Here is an 18,052-nt window from a genome sequence, read left to right as displayed (position 1 = left end):
GTGACAGTGGCACTTTTTTAATCGGGAATCAGTCCCGTAATACGCCCTCCAATAAATGTATTTAAAGTTTTGGTGAAGAGATTGATGAAAATAGCTCAGACCATTAATTGGTCAGGGCTATTTTATAGTCAAGAGGCATTTAGCGCGCTTATTCCACTTTTTCATCTTTAGAAAGGAAGCTTTCTCTTTCTAATTTCACTAGTTGTTCAGTCGGAACCAAGTAGTCTGTGTATTGCCGGATAACGCTCGATTTTAGTATTTTTAAGTCTTGGATTTTTTCTTGTAACAGTTCAGCACGTAATAGGATTTCAGGCTCATTGACACCTAAAAGTGTGCGTATTCCGGTTGTACTACTAAACCTGGGATTAATTTCAAAAATATAGGCTTTCCCTTTCCAAAGGCGAAGTTGAAAATTGCATGGACCGTAAGGTTTCAGGGTCTTAGTGACTTGCTTACAGTACTCTGTAATATCCTTATAGTGAATAGACGCTGGATTAGACGTTGCAACCATCGTGATGCCATCCTGTAACTGCCTGTTTAACGCAATCGCGGATAATATTTTTCCATCTGCTCCGCTACAAATTCCCACAGTAAATTCCTCATGATCTCCAGGAAGATATTGCTGCAGAACCATATCTTTTTTTTGGGAAAGAACTTGCCTAAGGGAACTTAAATCCTGAACTATATGGATATCTTCTGAACCCTGGCCCCACCTCGGTTTAACAAAGATAGGGAAGCCCACTTTTTTAAGAAAATTATCAATCTGTTCTTTATCTTCCGGATAGCGAATCGTATTTGGATAAGGGAAATGATGTTCTTTGAGAAAATTTATCGTATTCCATTTATCACTACAAATTGAAAATACCTTTGCTGTGTTAGTGAATACCTTAGCTCCAGTTTCGTCTTCAATCATTGTTTTATAGTGGCTGTAAAAGGGAAGTTCTTGTGCAGAGGCGATAAAATTTGCATGTATTTTTTCTTTTCTTATGATTTCTAGCAATCTTTTTAAATAAGACTGTTCCTCCCTTACAGGTGGAATAATGTATGCACGGTGGGCAAGGTGGAGTCCCAGCGTATGGGGACGAGTATCAGTAGCCACCAGCTTAACGTTTAACTTAGATTTTAAGAGGGACTGAATAACAGCTACACCATAGAGCGATCCAGATCCGGTTATAAGTACATTCAATTTATTCATAAATCACCTGTTTAGGTAAAAATTCTTTACTCTTGGGTCCACAATTAAAAAGTAAATCAATAATAGACATATGTGATATAAAATCACCCCATAGCTGTGGGTATTCGAGATGGTCAAATTTCTGGTATTCCAAGCGAATTTGATTTCTTTTAAATTCATTTTCATCATTATATGATATGGCACCAGTCCCTGATAAATAAGTGGTTGCTTGTAAAGCTTTGCAGATACTAATGATTTTATCCCCTTTTATCCCTGCTGTCCCTTCAATTTCTGAAGAACGTATAATAGGAGTTTTTATTTCTAGTAGAATGCGTACTACTTCGATAAGCCGCAAGTTAAAATCAACCAATTTTTCATCTGGATTTTGATAAACGGGCAAAAAAAACTGTTCATATTGTTTCCAAAAAGGGGCCCGTGCATAGCATCTTTGGATCGAACCCCAATGCTTTTGGGTCCATTTACTATCGTCAAATATTGTCACATCTTTGATTAGGCCTTTTTTTTGACCTATTGGGACAGTTAACAATCTAGGTCCATCTGGACTTTTTATTTTGTTTTTATTCGTAATGGCTGTTTTTGAATAAGTAACATCATCAAGGATTACAAACAAATCACAAGACAACATTTTGTGGAAATACCCACACCAAGGTAGGTAGTTAGGTTGATGAATAGCAATGATCATCGGACATCACCACCGAATCCTTCAAATAATTTTTTTGCCATCATAATGTTCGTTTTATGTCCTGTTCGAATTCCAATAAAATGCCCTTGAACTGGTATACCAATAGTGGTAAGATCTCCTATCAAATCCACTAATTTATGTCTTGCTGGCTCATTATCCCACCTAAGCTTATTGGCCGTTCCATTGGAAAACACAAGACATTGATCGATGGAACTGCCGATTAATTTAGCTACCTGATCATATTCATAATCTATGATATATGACCTTGCTTCTGACAGCTCTGAAGCAAAGGCTAAGTCCGTTGTGTGTTTGTAATTGGCTAGTTGGGTTGGGAGTTGGTTACCTGGATATTCAAGCAAATAAGTAAACATAGGTTGCCGATTAGGTAAAGCCATTAAAATGCTGTCGTAGCGTTCACCTTGATAGGTGAAGGAGTCAAAGACCCATTTTGGCTCAGTTACAGTTAGATACCTTTTTGGTATATGCTGCAATACGGGTTCAGCTTGTAACAAGGCATTCACAAAAGAGGCACTGCTAAATTGACTGACTACAGGAATGTGTGAACTGTCCATGTGGATTTTTATATTATCAATGCCTAAACCAGTGATAGCAGCTAAAATGTGTTCTGTATGTTCAATATGAATATTATTTTTCACTAGGGAGGTCCACCGAGAATCAGTTCGGGCGTACTTGGTCTTACATTCTACTTGCGGTTTCCCGGGCAGATCATCACGTACAAAAACAATACCGGTATCAGGAGGCGCAGGAAATAGGGTGACCGTCGTCTTGTGTTGGCCCGTTATAGATATTCCGCTGCATGGGACGGAGTGTGTTATCGATTTTTGCATGGCGATCCCAACCTTATATTTATGATTTACTCACAACCTTTAATATTTCTACAGCACGGTGTCTGTAGGTATGATTCTTGTAGACTTCCTTTTGACCTGCTAGAGCGATTTTTTTCCTTGCATTCTCATTTTTTAGATAATAATCAATTAATTTAATCGTTTCTTTAGGTGAACTGGAACAAGCAAGATGCTTTCCAGGAGTAAACGTTTCTTTTACCGCTGGGGTACATGGCGCAAGCAGAAATCCTCGGGCAGCCAGAACTTCATACGTTCGTGAGGTTAATTCCGTTAATGTATTTTGAATTCCGAGAACAATTTTTGCTGAGCTATATACATTGTTTGTTTCTAAATAGGAAAGTTTGTTCCGCAAGAATGTAGAGGGGACGTCAAAGCCGACAAGGTTAGAATTGAGATAATCCCATCGTTTCCCCCATATTTTCACGTCAAATCCGTTTTCTATTAGAGGTTTTAATAGAATCTGTACACTATTTTTGCGGAAGTCCTTCCACTTCACTCCGGCACTAGCTACAACAGCAATGTCACAAGTGTATTGATCCTGCTGCTTGCCTGGCTTGTGAAAATAAGGGTTACAAGCCCAAGGAAGGTAGTGGGCTGAAAATCCTAACTCCTTATAAAAGGGAATAGAAGCACGGTCAATGGTAAAGACATAATCCGGACGGGTGGTTTCAATATAAAAATGAGTCCATTCATCTCTCCAACGAGGATCCTCTGTTGCCCAATAAGCATGTTTCACTTTAGACTTCCTTAGAAGCCGTCTAAGGATCTGCAGCTTTTCTAATGTATGGATTTTTGTCCATCCGGCGGTTACCACCAAATCGGGCTGAAATTCCTGTAACACCTTCTTCAGCTCTTCTTCTTGGATATCCGTCATTCTCTTGACATAACAGCCCGCTTGGTAAAATCCGTATGGCAGTCCCAGTAGGTATTGTTTTGCTGCTTCAATAAAAAGAATTTTCATTTTAATCACCCGATTTCATAAAGTTAATCTGTAGGTTTCACGTAAAATTCCTCGTCCTCCAAAACCTTCTTTAAACTTGATCAAACCGGTATTCACCACTTTTCCTTTGTTTTCAGTAGAAATGCCCCAATCGATATAGTGAAACCCTTCCTTCATTCCCCAAGTTATAAGATGACTGAAGACTAAATTTAAAGGTCTTACATGTTGATATTCATCACGATGACAAATATAAAAACAATTGATAACTCGACTGTTAAGGATAAACACTAGTACTCCGGCAATCATTTTCCCTTCGTAAAAGGAAGAAAACAGTTTAATTTGATCAGGATATCTTTGTTTCAAATCAAGCAATTCTGAGTAAGAGTGAGTGGGGATTGTATTATGTCTTTCTTTGAGATTGTATTCCAATATATTACAAAAATTCTCATAATCGTTACTTTCCTTTACGGTTACTCCCGAATTTATTGCTTTATTTCGATTCCTAATCGCATGTTTCTCCATGCAGCTGTCTGCTTTGTCTATCTCTTTGAGTGACAGTGCTGTTGCTAACTCTGTTATGTCAGGTGAAAATCCATTGTGTCTTAAGGAAAAATCGATCTCATCCGACGTCCACAAATGGTAGATACGAGGGACCATTTTCATTTCGATTGCTTTAAATCCAAGGGAACGGCAATAGTCTATTAGCAGTGGGATAAGCACTAAAGCCTTTGACGAATTGAACTTTTGATTAATGATAATTCCTCCGTGTGATGCACCTGGATAAGAACAAAAAATACAGTCTTCTCCTTCTTTCTTTATTGCAGCAGGAATTACTGCGGTTAATTTGTTTTGGTCGTCATATACAATTAAGGAACAATCTTGAAATTTTTCTGGAAAATGATAATTTAGAAATTTACGTTGCTGCATAAAGGTACCATTTCTTGAATTTTGGACAAAGTCATCCCAATGGGATTCGTAATCATTTGTATATGTTTTTATTTTCACTTTGTATCACCAATTCATCTGAAATTTTGAATTAATATATATAATTACTAAAAAATAGTTCAAAAATGATAGGTTATTCTATTCAAGGGGTTATCCCTCAGTGACAGATATAAATAAAAGACAATCGTCTATTTTTGGGATTTTGCTCACCTTGAAGAATGCTGATTCATATTTTAGCAGAGGAGATGTCATCTGAATTATGAAAGGAATGGAGAAAATGCCACCAAAACCACCAAAGAAACCAAAACCATCAAAGAAACCAAAACCACCAAAATGTCCACCACCATCTGATGCAGATTACTAAATAAGGAATCTACGATTAAGAGGGACACATAAAAGAGGGTGACCCAAAAGCAAAGTGTCAGACTCAAACGTCAACAATCTCTAGTTTTTAATGAATCATAAATAAAAAAGAAAATGTTTTTACAAAGTAGTGTCAAACACTTATGGGACACCCTCTTCTTTTATAAGCAATGATTGAAATGAAAAAATAAAGAGGGGAGAGAAAATGATACCTCTTGTTGATTTAAAGACTGAATATAAAGTTTTAAAAGATGAAATTAACCAGGTAATTGGGGAAGTCCTAGAAAGTGGCAGTTTTATACTAGGATCAAAAGGAAATAAATTGGAAGAGGAAATCTCCAACTATATTGGTGTTGCACACGGGTTAGGAGTAGCTAATGGAACTGATGCACTACTATTAAGTTTGGAAGCATTAAATATCGGATACGGTGATGAAGTCATTACGACACCATTTACCTTTTTTGCAACGGCTGAAGTCATTGCCAGGGTAGGTGCGACTCCTGTTTTCGTAGATATTGATCCGCTAACCTTTAATATGAGTCCAGCTTTGATTGAACATGCTATAACAGAAAGAACGAAGGCCATTATCGTTGTTCATTTATTCGGTCAATCAGCAGATATGGATGCTATCATGGAAATATCCCGTAAGCATAACCTTCGAGTGATTGAGGATGCCTGTCAATCAATTGGGGCAGCCTTTCAGGGAAAAAAAGTGGGTTCATTCGGTGATGTAGGATGTTTTTCTTTTTTTCCATCGAAAAATTTGGGGGCATATGGTGATGCGGGTATGATTGTAACGAATGATAGTGAATTAGATTGTAAAATTAAATCCTTGAGAAACCATGGCAGCTGCCAGCGGTATGTTCATACACATATTGGTTTAAACAGCCGGTTAGATGAAATACAAGCCGCCATCCTTTGCATAAAATTAAAACGGTTGGACAAATGGAATGAAAGGAGAAGAGAATTGGCGGCGAAATATACAAGGAGATTAACAGGAATCGTTGATGTCCCTATTGTTGCAGCAGATAGGGAGCACGTTTTTCATCAATATTGTATTAGAACAATACAGCGGGAAGAATTGGCACAATTTCTCCAGCAAAAACAAATTGCTTCTGGTATTTATTACCCCATTCCACTACATCTTCAACAAGCCTTTGATCAACTGGGGTATAAAAATGGGGACTTTCCTATTTCAGAAAGTACAGCCCAAAATATACTGGCACTACCGATTAATCCCATGATGACAGATAAACAGCAGGAACAAATTATATCCGCTATAGTAGAATTCTTCGGTGATAAGGCATGAGTCTTATAAAAATAGGGGTTGTAGGTGTTGGCAGTATGGGTGTGAATCATTGTAAGGTTTTGCAAAAGATAAAAAATGTTCAATTTGTAGGTGTATTTGATATAAACCAGGAAAGAAATGAACAAGTAGCTAATATGTTTGCGGTTACAGCATTTTCATCATATGAGGAGCTCATGAATGGAGCAGATGCTGTCATAATTGCAGCCCCAACGTTCCACCATTTTTCATTAATAGTGCAGGCAATCCAGAAAGGAAAGCATGTGTTAGTTGAAAAACCTTTGGTCACCTCGTTGAAGGAAGCGGAACACATTATAACAATGGTAGAAAAAGAATCAGTCATAGTTCAAGTTGGTCATATAGAACGCTTTAATCCAGTTTTTAAGCAACTATCCTACATGATGAAAATGGAAAATGTGATATCTCTTGAAGCTAGAAGATTTGGGGTTCCATACCGACATATAGATACAGATGTCATTCTTGATCTTATGATCCATGATATCGATATCATCTTACAATTAGTGAAAAGCCCGCTTTCGAATGTTACCGGAGTTGGTTACTACGGAAAAGATGGACAATTAGAGGGTGCCGCCGCTTTACTTTCTTTTCAAAACGGTTGCTTCGCTTCCTTACTTTCTAGCCGTCTTTCCTTAGAGAAAAAGAGAAGTTTATATGTAACAGAAAAGAATAGATTCCTAAAAGCGAATCTACTAGCAAAAGAGTTATACATTTACCATGAAATTACTAAACCTCTCACATCCATACGTTCCTACCATCCAGAAAATATTATTGAAAAAGTTGCGATTCCTCATGCAGAAGCGCTTTATTTAGAAATCGAACACTTTGTTCAATCTATCCAAACCAAACACTCCCCTAAGGTAGGCGTCCACGAAGCAGCTAAAGTACTTGAAGTAGCATTGAGAATCAAAGAACAAATTGAGAAAAATAAATAGAAATCGGCATAGACATCGTCGATTTCTACTTTCTATTTTACCTGTACATATATTTAATACAAAGCCTAGTTAAAAACTCACAATTTAGCATGAGAAGAATAACTAGCGGTGCTGGCACTACCCAGAATTTGTCGATAACATTTCTACATACTTCAAACGGTGCCAAGCACTTTTTTTGTAGAAGAAATCATCATGTGCATTTAAAATGGTAGTAATTAGTAACAGTATTATTCTAAAATCGAGGTGATTTCTTAATTGGCAATGCTAGATCAAGATTCTCAATACATTAGAGGTGACTACATCAAAAGAGATCAAATAACAACGGATGGTAACAGGCATTTTTTTGAGGAAGGAAAAGTATACACTCTTCATAAAAAACACCGTTAAAAATTGGCGAGTAGATAATCATCGATTATAATGAGCATAGGTAAGAAGCAGTCTTAATAGGGTTGCTTCTTCTTTACTATTGTAAAGTGAGGATGGTTAACTTGACTCAAGAAAGCATGGTTCAGGTATTTTTGGACAAAGTGCCTGTGGCAACGTCAACCTTGAGCATACAAGCTAATGCAAAGAGCATACTTCCTGCAGCAGCAAAGAATAATATTTCAAAACCAAAGTAGTCAATTAAAAGTCCTAAAGTTGGTGGTGAAATGATTGCTGCTAATGAAGAAACTAAATAATACAAACCAGTTCGTGTACCAAAACTGTGTTCACTACCTGTAGACACAATAAAAGGATAGGCATTGATATTTATACATGCCCAAAACATACCGCCCACTAATAGAATGGCTCTTAGGGCAAAGACCGAGTCCGTCCAGTTTAGTAGAAGAAAAACGAAAACTAAGCCTATGATCCCGATCAGTATTACTTTTTTCTTCCCGTATTTTGCACCTAATAGCCCACAAGGAATAGCGGATAGTACAAAGCTCAACGAGAAAAAGGCTAATGAAAATGCGGAAGCACTTTTTGATAAGCCAAGCTCATTTACTCCATATAAAGTAAATAAAGCCTCCATCCCCTGAATCGCCATAAACCAAAAAAAGATAGCAGCTAATAAGTAAACAGTTGGTGTATTTAATTCTGATTTGTAGTTGATTTTTGGAGGGGAAATAATGGCATAAGACAAGGCATCACGGCTTTCTTTAATGTTTTTAAAGATAACCCATAATGCTAGTAAAAATATAACTGAAACCGCTAAAAAAGGTAGGTATTCTTCAATATTGTACAAAAGAGAACCTACACTAAATGCTAAAATGGCCCCGCAGCCTCCCATAAAATTAATAACCCCGTTTGCATTCGTTCGTTTAGATTCTGGTGTAATGTCTGGCATTAAAGCAATGGTGGGAGAACGGAAAATCGCCATCGATAAGTTCATACATACCATAAAGATGATTAACGTCACTAAACTAGTGTGGAATGGAATAAGAGCAAAGAATAAAGCAGCGATTGGGATACCGATTAGCAAATAAGGCATACGTCGACCAAAACGAGTTTGTGTTCGATCACTGCGGTTCCCAATATATGGCTGTAGAAAAAGGGCAATATAATTATCAATGGTCATAAGGAATCCAATTAATGCCGTGCTGGCAATATAATTATTAAGATAAAATGGAACAAATCCATTATACAAAGACCATCCAATACTAATGCTGAAAAATCCAAACCCTAATAGCCAAGTTTTTTTCATTGCAGCTCTCCTTAAGATTGATTTAGATGTGAAAAGTCAATCAGGGAATGTCAAAAAAATGGAGCGCTACTATATTATGCAGTGTAACACTCCCTTTTGCGTGTTATTTTCTTAAAATGAAATCACTAAAAAACCCTGTGTAAACCAATAAAAGAGTGCAAGGTCCCTTTTTAAAGGAATCTGCACTCTCTTTTCAATTATATATATAAGGTGCTTTTGCTTTAGATGAAGATAACTTTGCTCTTTTTTCTAATAAGCTTAGAGAGAACAAAAAGAGCACCAACTTAATTATTTGGTGCTCCTGGTGGGTAGTAATAGGGTGGGACTTTTATCCAACCATGTTCTCTCATTTTAGTTTTAACATCCATCCCATAAATTGCTTTTTCAGAATGGAATCTAATCCACATTAGCCCTATATCACTTCGGATACACTGACTAATGTTACTTGAACACATTACAATATTTGTTGCTACTTTAGCAGAAATTAGATTAGCAATCTCTATATCAGTTGCCTTTACACCAAGTGGAACACTATTAGGATCTGAATTTGGCTTATGCCCAGAGATATCGGGTAAAGCAACGCCTTCTTTAATCATAAATTCTCCCAAGATTTTTTTTTGATTTATACCAAGTTTGGTTCCATCTTTTAAAAGTTCAATAAGTACATTATCAGTAGTTGTATTTAATGCGGATTCAAGCACGGGAATTTCCTCTGCTAACGCAGTGTAGTAAAGCCAGCATCCCATTGCTTCACCAATGTGGAGTCTTGATTTAGGTTCAGTGTCAAATCTTGTTATTAGGTAATCGAATAATGCTTCTATCTTGTTCGGCAATAACAACACCTCGTCCTTTGTCGTTATTAACATCGTTAACTAAAATGGGTTTTTTATACATTTGAACATGTTAATATAAAATTAGGTGTTCAGTTCGAGTAATCTGGACAATAGACACAAACAATGCAGTAAGCAATATATCGATAATAGCTTATCAGCTTCATAAATACGTTGAAGGTTGGTAATATTGAACAAAGGTATTCCCTGTTAGTTCGCTAAATACTTGCAGAAGTGATAGGGGCTTAAATTATGTACCTAATCCAAAGGAGGATTAAGAGATGAGTCAATTTCGTATACTCATTGCGGGTTGTGGTGGAATGGCAAATACTTGGGTAGAGTATGCCATGCAACGTCCTGATGTAGAGATAGTCGGACTAATTGATATAAATGAGGATAATGCAAAGATTCTGTCTAATAAGCATGGCTTAACTGTTCCTTTTTTTAAAGATGTGAAAGAGGCTGCGATATCTACCGAAGCTAATTTAGTATTTGACATAACGATTCCTGATGTCCACAAAAAAATTACACTTTCCGCCTTTGAAGCAAAATGTGACGTAATGGGTGAGAAGCCAATGGCATCATCACTTCAGGAGGCGTATGAGATGAAGGCGGCTGCGGAGGCTGCGAATCGGTTCTATGCGGTCATGCAAAACCGTAGATATCTCAACAATATAAGAGCACTTCGAGATTCAATCCATAAGGGAACAATTGGGAAAAGTGGTTTTGTATGTGCAGATTTCTTTATCGGTGCACATTTTGGAGGATTTCGAGATGCAATGAAGAGTCCTTTAATACTAGATATGGCCATACATACTTTTGATCAAGCACGTTTCATAACTGGTGCTGATCCGGTTTCGGTCTACTGTTATGAGTTCAATCCAACAGGTTCTTGGTATGAAGGAAATGCAGCAGCTATTTGTATTTTTGAAATGTCTGATGGTTCGGTATTCAACTATCGTGGTTCTTGGTGTGCAGAGGGAGCTTCAACCTCATGGGAGGCAGCTTGGCGTGTTACTGGGACAAAAGGTACAGCTATCTGGGATGGTGACCATGTGCCTTATTGTGAGGTTGTTAAACTTGCCGATGAGCACGTATTTCAGAACGAGCATACTCGAGTAGAAGCAACTGTTACAGAAATGACTCATGAAGGTCATTTCGGCTGCTTGGATGAAATGTTTCTTGCTCTATTAGAAGGAAGAAAATCAGAGACAGACTGCACAGATAATATAAAGAGTATGAAGATGGTTTTTGGAGCATTAGAAAGTGCTGATAAAGGACAAAAAATTTCTTTAACTTAATAGGAATATTTGTATTTTAGATCATAAATCTACTTAAGGAGAGATCAATGATTCTCTCCTTTGTTTTTAGTTAGCCTTAAAAAAACATATCTATATCATATAAGAGCTATGTCTAATCCCACTATGTAACAGCTATCCAATCAACGGCTTCAAACTAAAATAATCTAAAGCCTGATTAACTAGATGAAGATCATATATTCTTTTTTCTAAGCAAAACTGAATGACCAAATCGTAGGTTTCACTATCAGACAATGAATAACCTGCAGAGCTTAAGAGCTCATTGGTGTCTTCTTCATTTAGCTCAAGTGCAAATGCGAGAGCAATCATGGTGTTTTTCTTAGGATGATAATTTAGATTCGATCGTATTTTGGAAAAGTGCTTGCGGTCGATTCCGGCCTTTTTGTAAATCTCTATGTCACTTGCACCCTTTTTATCAATGAAACTGAACAATACCTGGTTCAGTGTGGGTTTGCGGTTTATTTTAATAAAATCTTCTAATTCAATCTGTTGTATGTCTTCAAAAATACTATTCTCAATATTAGGAGCCGATTTACAATCCTCTAATTGAAAACTGCTCAAATGAAGTTGTACAAACTCCCGTAATTCTTCAATTATCATCTTATCAAGCATATGGCCCACCCTCCCTTAAATGTCGCTTAACAGGCGACCACATTATGAATAAATTCATTTAGAATTATATCATGAACAAATAGAGAGGATGTTTAGTATGAATCAAAATTTAACAGAAATTATCTTCCTGCTTGATCGGAGTGGATCAATGGCTGGGCTTGAAAGTGATACCATTGGAGGGTTTAATGCCTTAATTGAAAAGCAGTGCAAACTAGAAGGTGAAACGATGCTCACAGTAGCCCTCTTTGATGACAGCTATGAGATAGTATGGAATGGTATTGATGCAAACAATGCAAGACTAACAGACAAGGAGTATTATGTAAGGGGATGTACAGCACTTCTTGACGCAGTCGGAAAAGCCATTTTGGATGTGCGCCAAAGGTTATCTAATACTAGTGAAGAGCAAAAGCCAGGTAAGGTTATCTTTGTGATTACAACAGATGGTATGGAAAATGCGAGTAGTGAGTTTAATTATAAAAAAGTAAGAGAGCTCATAAAGCACCAGCAAGAGAAATACAATTGGGAGTTTATTTTCATTGGAGCAAATATTGATGCTACAAAAGAAGCAGATAGTATAGGAATAGATAAGGATCATGCATATAACTTTGAAGCATCAGAAATTGGTGTTGAAAGTATGTATTCCATGGTTAATGAGGAACTATCAGAGAGAAGACAGAAACGGTTTTTATGATAATGGAACACTCCCAAGTCACTTTCTGGTTTGGGGGTGTTTTTTACTAAGAAAATTCCCTAGGGTATAATGAAAGTATTCGTTAAAATTCGATAGAAACACACACAATAAATTGCAAAAATAAGGAGCAAACCATGAACAACTATAAATTAACCATTCAATATGACGGCGGACGCTATAAAGGCTGGCAGCGGCTCGGTGAAGGTGAAAACTCAATTCAAGGAAAGATAGAAAATGTTTTATCAGAGATGGTAGGGAAAAAGACTGAAATCATTGGATGCAGCAGAACAGATGCAGGTGTACATGCTTTTGCTCAAATAGCCAATTTTATAATCAGTGAGAATCTAACAGAGTCTGAAATCAAGAAGTATTTGAATAAATATTTACCCAATGATATCAGCATAATAGAGGTTGTGTCAGTTCCAGACCGTTTTCATGCCCGTTATAATGCCAAAGATAAAACCTATGTGTATAAGATTTGGAACGAGGATCATACAAATCCTTTCATGCGAAAGTACAGCATGCATGTTGAAGAAAAGTTGAATATCACAAAAATGAAAAAAGCATGTCAACATTTCATAGGTGAACATGACTTTACTACTTTTTCAAATGCCAAATCTAAGAAAAAGTCCATGGTGCGTGAAATACATTCTTTAGATATAGAAGAAAATGCCGGCTTTATTCAAATAAGAGTGCGAGGTAATGGATTTCTTCATAATATGGTAAGAAAAATTGTCGGAACGTTGATAGACGTTGGGTTGGGAAAGATAGAGGGTGAAAGTATACCGAGTATTTTAGATTCAAAAGAACGGAACCAAGCTGGTTTTCCAGCAGAGCCGGGTGGGCTTTATTTGGAGAAAGTTGAGTTTTAGATATACGTCCTCTCTACCCAATCTTTAGAAAAAGCTTATTAGATACCAAGAAAACCACCCTGCGTCTTAGGAAGCAAGGTGGTTTTTCAAAAAAAGCATATTTAATTTTAACAACTGATTCATAGTTATTCTAAGCAAAAACGGATAAGGGGAATTAGGGTTTTTAATGATAGCTAAAATCTTACCACCAATTTACCTAATACTAGAAGTACCTACTAATGATTCAGGTGTCATCCCCAGTACTAATTGACTGATATTTGCGTATCCGGTACTTCTAAACTCAGCAAAAGTTTGTTTCAATACTTGGAAATCAAGATCATCTTTTAGTTTTTGTAATTCTTTTTTATACAAGCGTAGAACAGAGCGAGAAACAAAGTTCGGGGCACATTGGCAGGGATCTTCATCCATAATTAAGCATCCCATATATTGATATTTAAATTGAAATGCACGAGTAAGGTTAACCATATCAAATAATTTTTCAACAAGGTTAGGATAGTCTTTTTTTAATTTTTCAAGGGTTACAGATATAGCGTTTAATTTATCAAGACTAGATAAAGTTACCATCATTTTTCCTCCTTTTATTGGTCCCAAGGTTTTTTCAGCGAAATAAACTCAGCTAATTCTTTACTTTTCTGCCTTCTAAATTTACGCATTTCTGCTCTTTCTTTACCTGTTTTGTAAATAATGTACCATATAGCTTGGAGTACTATTTGGCTTTTAATTATTTCAAGATTCTTGCTTCGTGAGATATCTGACAATTCAATAAGTTAAGCATTGAATTTAATTTACGATTCTATATTTGCTAGAAATTTGCTTCCGTACCTTACTTCTTTGCTTTAGAAATAAGCTAAACATAAATCGTAGTAAATGGGGCATACTTTACATAAAAGTACTCGGGAGGGTAGTGAGTATGCATGTAGCAATTACTATTTTAACTATTATGGCTTCTTTTAAGTGGGGAAATTGGAAAAGCTGGAGAGAATACCAGGCTAGTATGTTTTTTATTGCCACAGGTGGTTTGCTTTACGAATATATCGTACAAGAAAATTCCTTGTGGAAGTTTCATCCCGATTTGCTTTACGGTCAAGAAATGACAGTAATTGTTTATGCTCTTATAACTATGCCCGTTAGCATCTTCCTCTTTCTCTCCCATTTTCCCGAGAGACTGTTTCGAAGACTAATTTACATATTGGTTTGGTCTGGAATTTACATATCTGTTGAATGGATCTTACATATGTTTGGGAGGATTTCATATCAGAGTGGCTGGTTATTCTGGTATTCTTTTTTATTTGATGTTGTCATGTTCTCGGTCATTGCCCTACATCAATACTATCCATTCAGAGCCTATATTTTATCGATAATTATAATCATTTTCTTGATATCTTATTTCCAAGTCCCATTTAAATTTGCTTGAAAATTAAAAGTATCTGTGTCAAAACCCGGATATTAAGAAACAGGGTGTTAAATGATGGAAAATAATATTAATTTTTTCGTAGATTAAGTCTTACCGGAGTTCTTACAGTTGTATTATCATGAGTGTAACCACTTAAAGTTTGTCAAACTACCCCAACTTATTGGAACAGTTGAGCCACCTTGACAGCAAAAAAATATTATCGTAAACTATCATTAATAACTGAATATAACCTCACTTTTAATAGTGAGGTAGAGGCGCGATATTTAACAGTCCTTAGAGGAGTTTGAGAAGCTATGATTCTAAAGGAGAAGGAAATGTCGCCGAAGTTTGTAATATTTCTCTATATTACATGCTGGGTCTGTAGTGAAGAACTGCAGGACTGTCTCAATAAACGTCCCGGTTTATTGAGTGTGCTATCTCATGTGGGAAAAAACGAGGATTTGGGCCAACCATACATATGTGACCTGAGTTTATCTCAGGTCTTTTTTGTGTAGGTTGGCCTTTTTAGAATATTTAGAACACGATTAAACATATAGTTACCAAAAGGGGAGAACTGTCATGAGAAAAAAATCGTTATTATTTTTTACGATGTTGCTTTCAACAATTTTGCTACTAGCAGGATGTGGGTCAGGTAGTTCAGAAACTACAGGGTCATCAGCTGAAGCAGACACATTTAAGGTTGGTCTAGAAGCTGGATATGCACCATTCAACTGGACTCAGATGGATGATTCCAACGATGGAGTAAAAATTGATGGCAATGCAGAGTATGCAGGTGGATATGATGTCGAAATTGCAAAGAGAATTGCTGAAGATCTAGGAAAAGAATTAGTGATTGTCAAAACGGAATGGGATGGCCTTGTACCAGCACTAACTTCAGGTAAAATCGATGCAATTATTGCAGGTATGTCACCAACAGCAGAACGTAAAGAGACAATCGACTTCTCAGAAAACTATTACACATCTGATTTAGTAATGGTCGTAAAAAAAGGTGGAGACTATGAAGGTGTTACTTCGATCCAAGATTTCAAAGGAGCAAAAGTAACGGCTCAATTAAATACCTTTCACTATTCAGTAATTGAGCAAATTGAAGGTGTATCTCAGGAAACTGCTATGGACAACTTTCCAGCAATGAGAGTGGCTCTTGAATCAGGGATGATTGATGGCTATGTGTCAGAACGTCCAGAAGCAATCAGTGCTTCTGCGGCAAATGAAAACTTTGCAATGGTCGAATTCGCAGAAGGATTTGCTACATCTGATGATGATACAGCAATCGCGGTCGGACTTGCAAAAGATAGTGAATTAACGGAGAAAATCAATGAAGCATTAGCAGCTATCTCAGAGGAAGATCGTCAAAACATTATGGATACAGCAATTAAGAATCAACCAGCTGCAGAATAATGAGAATGTGATACCGGCTGCATTTTTTTTGCAGTCGGTTTTGTTTTTTTAATAAAGGGGGAGAACTATGAGTCTTGAGTGGGTCGTAACCATTGTTTCAAACAATTGGCCTATGTTCATTCGTGGAGCTGGAATGACTCTATTAATCTCAATGATTGGTACGATAATAGGTGCGATCATTGGTTTAGTAATAGGAGTTATTCATACAATTCCAATGCCTGAACGAGGAGCAAAGAGAAGTATTCTTAAAGTAATTAATGCCATTCTTTCTATTTATATCGAATTTTTCCGAGGAACACCTATGATCGTCCAAGCGATGGTCATTTATTATGGCTCTGCTTTAGCATTTAATATCGATATGGACATATTAGTCGCAGCGTTCTTTATCGTATCGATTAATACTGGGGCTTACATGGCAGAAATTGTTCGAGGTGGGATTATTTCTGTCGAAAAGGGACAATTTGAATCGGCTCAAGCGATTGGTATGAATCATCTTCAAACGATGATTCATATTGTCTTACCACAAGTTGTTCGTAATATTTTACCAGCAACAAGCAATCAATTTATAATTAACATAAAAGATACATCAGTATTAAACGTAATTGGTGTAACGGAATTGTTTTTCCTGACAAAATCAGTTGCAGGAAACAATTTCAGATACTTTGAATCGTTTTTTGTCGCGTGCATTTTGTATTTCATCATGACGTTTACGATAACAAGAATTTTGCGAGTTATTGAAAGAAAATTAGATGGTCCCGAAAATTACAATATGATGGATAATCAAAGATAGAGATACCAGAAGAGATGTTGCGTAGAACAAGATCGCGTGCGGAAATCTATAGAAAACAAAGGATGAGATATATGGAAAAAGTCATTGATATACAACATTTAAGCAAATCCTTTGGAAACCATGAAGTATTAAAAGACATTGACTTTTCAGTGTATAAAGGAGAAGTTGTCTGCGTCATTGGTTCGTCTGGATCTGGTAAATCGACTCTTCTTCGTTGTATTAATCTTCTCGAAAAACCAAGTGGTGGACAAATTATTTACCAGAGTGAAAATATTTTAGATGACAAACATGATATCCACGCTTACCGAACAAAGTTAGGGATGGTTTTTCAGCAATTTAACTTATTTAATAACCACAATGTATTAAACAATTGTGTTGTCGGACAAGTAAAAGTGTTAAAACGTTCCAAAGAAGAAGCAGAAAAAACAGCAATGAACTATTTAAAAGTCGTCGGTATGGATCAGTATGTTAATGCTAAACCAAGACAATTATCAGGTGGTCAAAAACAACGGGTGGCAATTGCTAGAGCACTTTCAATGGAACCGGATGTGATGTTGTTTGATGAACCAACATCTGCACTTGATCCTGAGATGGTAGGGGAAGTTCTTAAAGTGATGAAGGAACTCGCTGAAACAGGTCTTACTATGTTAATCGTCACTCATGAAATGGAATTTGCAAAAGAAGTTTCAGACCGCGTCGTATTTATGGACAAAGGAGTTATTGCAGAAGAAGGAAGTCCCGAACAAATTTTCAATAATCCAACTCAAGAACGTACGAGGGAATTTTTGAAGCGTACTTTAAAATAGATAGAACTTAGTGTCTGTCACTGCCCGAAGTACGAGGGAATGGATTTCTTCATAATATGGTTCGAAAGATTGTCGGAACGTTGATAGAGGTTGGGTTAGGTAAAACAGGAGATGCAGAGTTAAAGGTTGTAATAGTATAGCATTTCTTTACAATGCAAAACTCTTTATGAAGGACACTTTTCTTAATGCCTTGCCGTATTTTGTCCTTCACAGCCTTTATGAAGGACACTTTTCTTGATGCCTTGCTGTATTTTGTCCTTCACAGCCTTTATGAAGGACACTTTTCTGTGTGCCAGGCATGTTCATCAACTAGACGGTGGAAGTCCGTTATGGGCGTTGGGATATGCGAACCATTAGTCGAAGGCAAGGGTGTCCACGGTGAC

At 36.8% G+C, this 18,052-nt stretch carries 18 protein-coding genes, 1 pseudogene and 1 riboswitch; of the genes and pseudogenes, 10 read left to right on the top strand and 9 right to left on the bottom strand.

The window, feature by feature from the left end; genetic code table 11:
* Positions 1–148: 148 nt before the first annotated feature.
* From ACFFIX_RS17295 to ACFFIX_RS17275, 5 genes are read right to left on the bottom strand one after another with little or no spacing between them, the layout of a single operon-like run.
* A complete protein-coding gene (locus ACFFIX_RS17295) occupies positions 149–1,195 on the bottom strand; it encodes an ATP-grasp domain-containing protein (protein ID WP_378936194.1) in 1,047 nt (348 codons plus the stop codon).
* Positions 1,188–1,877, bottom strand: a complete 690-nt coding sequence (locus tag ACFFIX_RS17290) for a WbqC family protein (RefSeq protein WP_378936192.1) — start codon at positions 1,875–1,877, stop codon at positions 1,188–1,190. Before ACFFIX_RS17290 ends, ACFFIX_RS17295 begins: the two co-directional genes overlap by 8 nt.
* Positions 1,874–2,725: a UDP-3-O-acyl-N-acetylglucosamine deacetylase gene (locus tag ACFFIX_RS17285; RefSeq protein ID WP_378936190.1), complete on the bottom strand. Its 852-nt coding sequence runs from the start codon at positions 2,723–2,725 to the stop codon at positions 1,874–1,876. Before ACFFIX_RS17285 ends, ACFFIX_RS17290 begins: the two co-directional genes overlap by 4 nt.
* A gap of 19 nt (positions 2,726–2,744) precedes the next feature.
* On the bottom strand, positions 2,745–3,704 hold the full coding sequence (locus tag ACFFIX_RS17280; protein ID WP_378936188.1) for a CgeB family protein: 960 nt from the start codon (positions 3,702–3,704) through the stop codon (positions 2,745–2,747).
* Between the two features lie 15 nt (positions 3,705–3,719).
* Positions 3,720–4,688 (bottom strand): GNAT family N-acetyltransferase, encoded by a 969-nt coding sequence (locus ACFFIX_RS17275; protein ID WP_378936186.1) that lies wholly within the window; start codon positions 4,686–4,688, stop codon positions 3,720–3,722.
* Between the two features lie 508 nt (positions 4,689–5,196).
* On the opposite strand from ACFFIX_RS17275, the gene ACFFIX_RS17270 reads away from it, so the two are divergent.
* Positions 5,197–6,300, top strand: coding sequence for a DegT/DnrJ/EryC1/StrS family aminotransferase (locus tag ACFFIX_RS17270; RefSeq protein WP_378936184.1), 1,104 nt, complete (start codon positions 5,197–5,199; stop codon positions 6,298–6,300).
* Complete coding sequence (locus ACFFIX_RS17265) at positions 6,297–7,250, top strand: Gfo/Idh/MocA family oxidoreductase (protein ID WP_378936182.1); 954 nt, start codon at positions 6,297–6,299, stop codon at positions 7,248–7,250. Before ACFFIX_RS17270 ends, ACFFIX_RS17265 begins: the two co-directional genes overlap by 4 nt.
* Before the next feature lie 508 nt (positions 7,251–7,758).
* Here the strand turns inward: ACFFIX_RS17265 and ACFFIX_RS17260 are convergent.
* Entirely contained in the window at positions 7,759–8,937 is a 1,179-nt protein-coding gene (locus ACFFIX_RS17260) for an SLC45 family MFS transporter (protein ID WP_378936180.1), read from the bottom strand.
* Positions 8,938–9,221: 284 nt separating this feature from the next.
* Positions 9,222–9,803 (bottom strand): DUF3231 family protein, encoded by a 582-nt coding sequence (locus ACFFIX_RS17255; protein WP_378936178.1) that lies wholly within the window; start codon positions 9,801–9,803, stop codon positions 9,222–9,224.
* Positions 9,804–10,048: 245 nt separating this feature from the next.
* On the opposite strand from ACFFIX_RS17255, the gene ACFFIX_RS17250 reads away from it, so the two are divergent.
* Positions 10,049–11,068, top strand: a complete 1,020-nt coding sequence (locus ACFFIX_RS17250) for a Gfo/Idh/MocA family protein (protein ID WP_378936176.1) — start codon at positions 10,049–10,051, stop codon at positions 11,066–11,068.
* 132 nt (positions 11,069–11,200) lie between these two features.
* Here ACFFIX_RS17250 and ACFFIX_RS17245 read toward each other — a convergent pair whose 3' ends face one another.
* Positions 11,201–11,698 carry a hypothetical protein gene (locus ACFFIX_RS17245; RefSeq protein ID WP_378936174.1) on the bottom strand — a complete coding sequence of 166 codons (498 nt, stop codon included), beginning with the start codon at positions 11,696–11,698 and terminating at the stop codon, positions 11,201–11,203.
* Positions 11,699–11,795: 97 nt separating this feature from the next.
* On the opposite strand from ACFFIX_RS17245, the gene ACFFIX_RS17240 reads away from it, so the two are divergent.
* Both ACFFIX_RS17240 and truA read left to right on the top strand, forming a co-directional pair.
* On the top strand, positions 11,796–12,389 hold the full coding sequence (locus tag ACFFIX_RS17240) for a vWA domain-containing protein (protein WP_378936172.1): 594 nt from the start codon (positions 11,796–11,798) through the stop codon (positions 12,387–12,389).
* A gap of 134 nt (positions 12,390–12,523) precedes the next feature.
* Complete coding sequence (gene truA / locus ACFFIX_RS17235) at positions 12,524–13,261, top strand: tRNA pseudouridine(38-40) synthase TruA (RefSeq protein WP_378936170.1); 738 nt, start codon at positions 12,524–12,526, stop codon at positions 13,259–13,261.
* Between the two features lie 192 nt (positions 13,262–13,453).
* Here truA and ACFFIX_RS17230 read toward each other — a convergent pair whose 3' ends face one another.
* Positions 13,454–13,825 (bottom strand): hypothetical protein, encoded by a 372-nt coding sequence (locus tag ACFFIX_RS17230; protein WP_378936168.1) that lies wholly within the window; start codon positions 13,823–13,825, stop codon positions 13,454–13,456.
* A gap of 346 nt (positions 13,826–14,171) precedes the next feature.
* On the opposite strand from ACFFIX_RS17230, the gene ACFFIX_RS17225 reads away from it, so the two are divergent.
* The 5 genes and pseudogenes from ACFFIX_RS17225 to ACFFIX_RS17205 form a co-directional block, all read left to right on the top strand.
* A complete protein-coding gene (locus ACFFIX_RS17225; protein WP_378936166.1) occupies positions 14,172–14,675 on the top strand; it encodes a CBO0543 family protein in 504 nt (167 codons plus the stop codon).
* A 241-nt stretch (positions 14,676–14,916) separates the two neighbouring features.
* Positions 14,917–15,099: riboswitch (Lysine riboswitch) on the top strand.
* Positions 15,100–15,233: 134 nt separating this feature from the next.
* Complete coding sequence (locus ACFFIX_RS17220; RefSeq protein ID WP_378936164.1) at positions 15,234–16,073, top strand: transporter substrate-binding domain-containing protein; 840 nt, start codon at positions 15,234–15,236, stop codon at positions 16,071–16,073.
* A gap of 67 nt (positions 16,074–16,140) precedes the next feature.
* A complete protein-coding gene (locus ACFFIX_RS17215) occupies positions 16,141–16,863 on the top strand; it encodes an amino acid ABC transporter permease (RefSeq protein ID WP_378936162.1) in 723 nt (240 codons plus the stop codon).
* Positions 16,864–16,934: 71 nt separating this feature from the next.
* Positions 16,935–17,669 (top strand): amino acid ABC transporter ATP-binding protein, encoded by a 735-nt coding sequence (locus ACFFIX_RS17210; RefSeq protein WP_378936160.1) that lies wholly within the window; start codon positions 16,935–16,937, stop codon positions 17,667–17,669.
* A 29-nt stretch (positions 17,670–17,698) separates the two neighbouring features.
* Positions 17,699–17,809, top strand: a pseudogene (locus ACFFIX_RS17205) (tRNA pseudouridine(38-40) synthase TruA); the annotation flags it as partial.
* Positions 17,810–18,052 lie beyond the last annotated feature (243 nt).

Source organism: Metabacillus herbersteinensis (genome assembly GCF_042433335.1).
Taxonomy (GTDB): domain Bacteria; phylum Bacillota; class Bacilli; order Bacillales; family Bacillaceae; genus Metabacillus; species Metabacillus herbersteinensis.
Note: the sequence above shows the minus strand (reverse complement) of the source record. Positions and strands in the feature narration are given on the sequence as shown.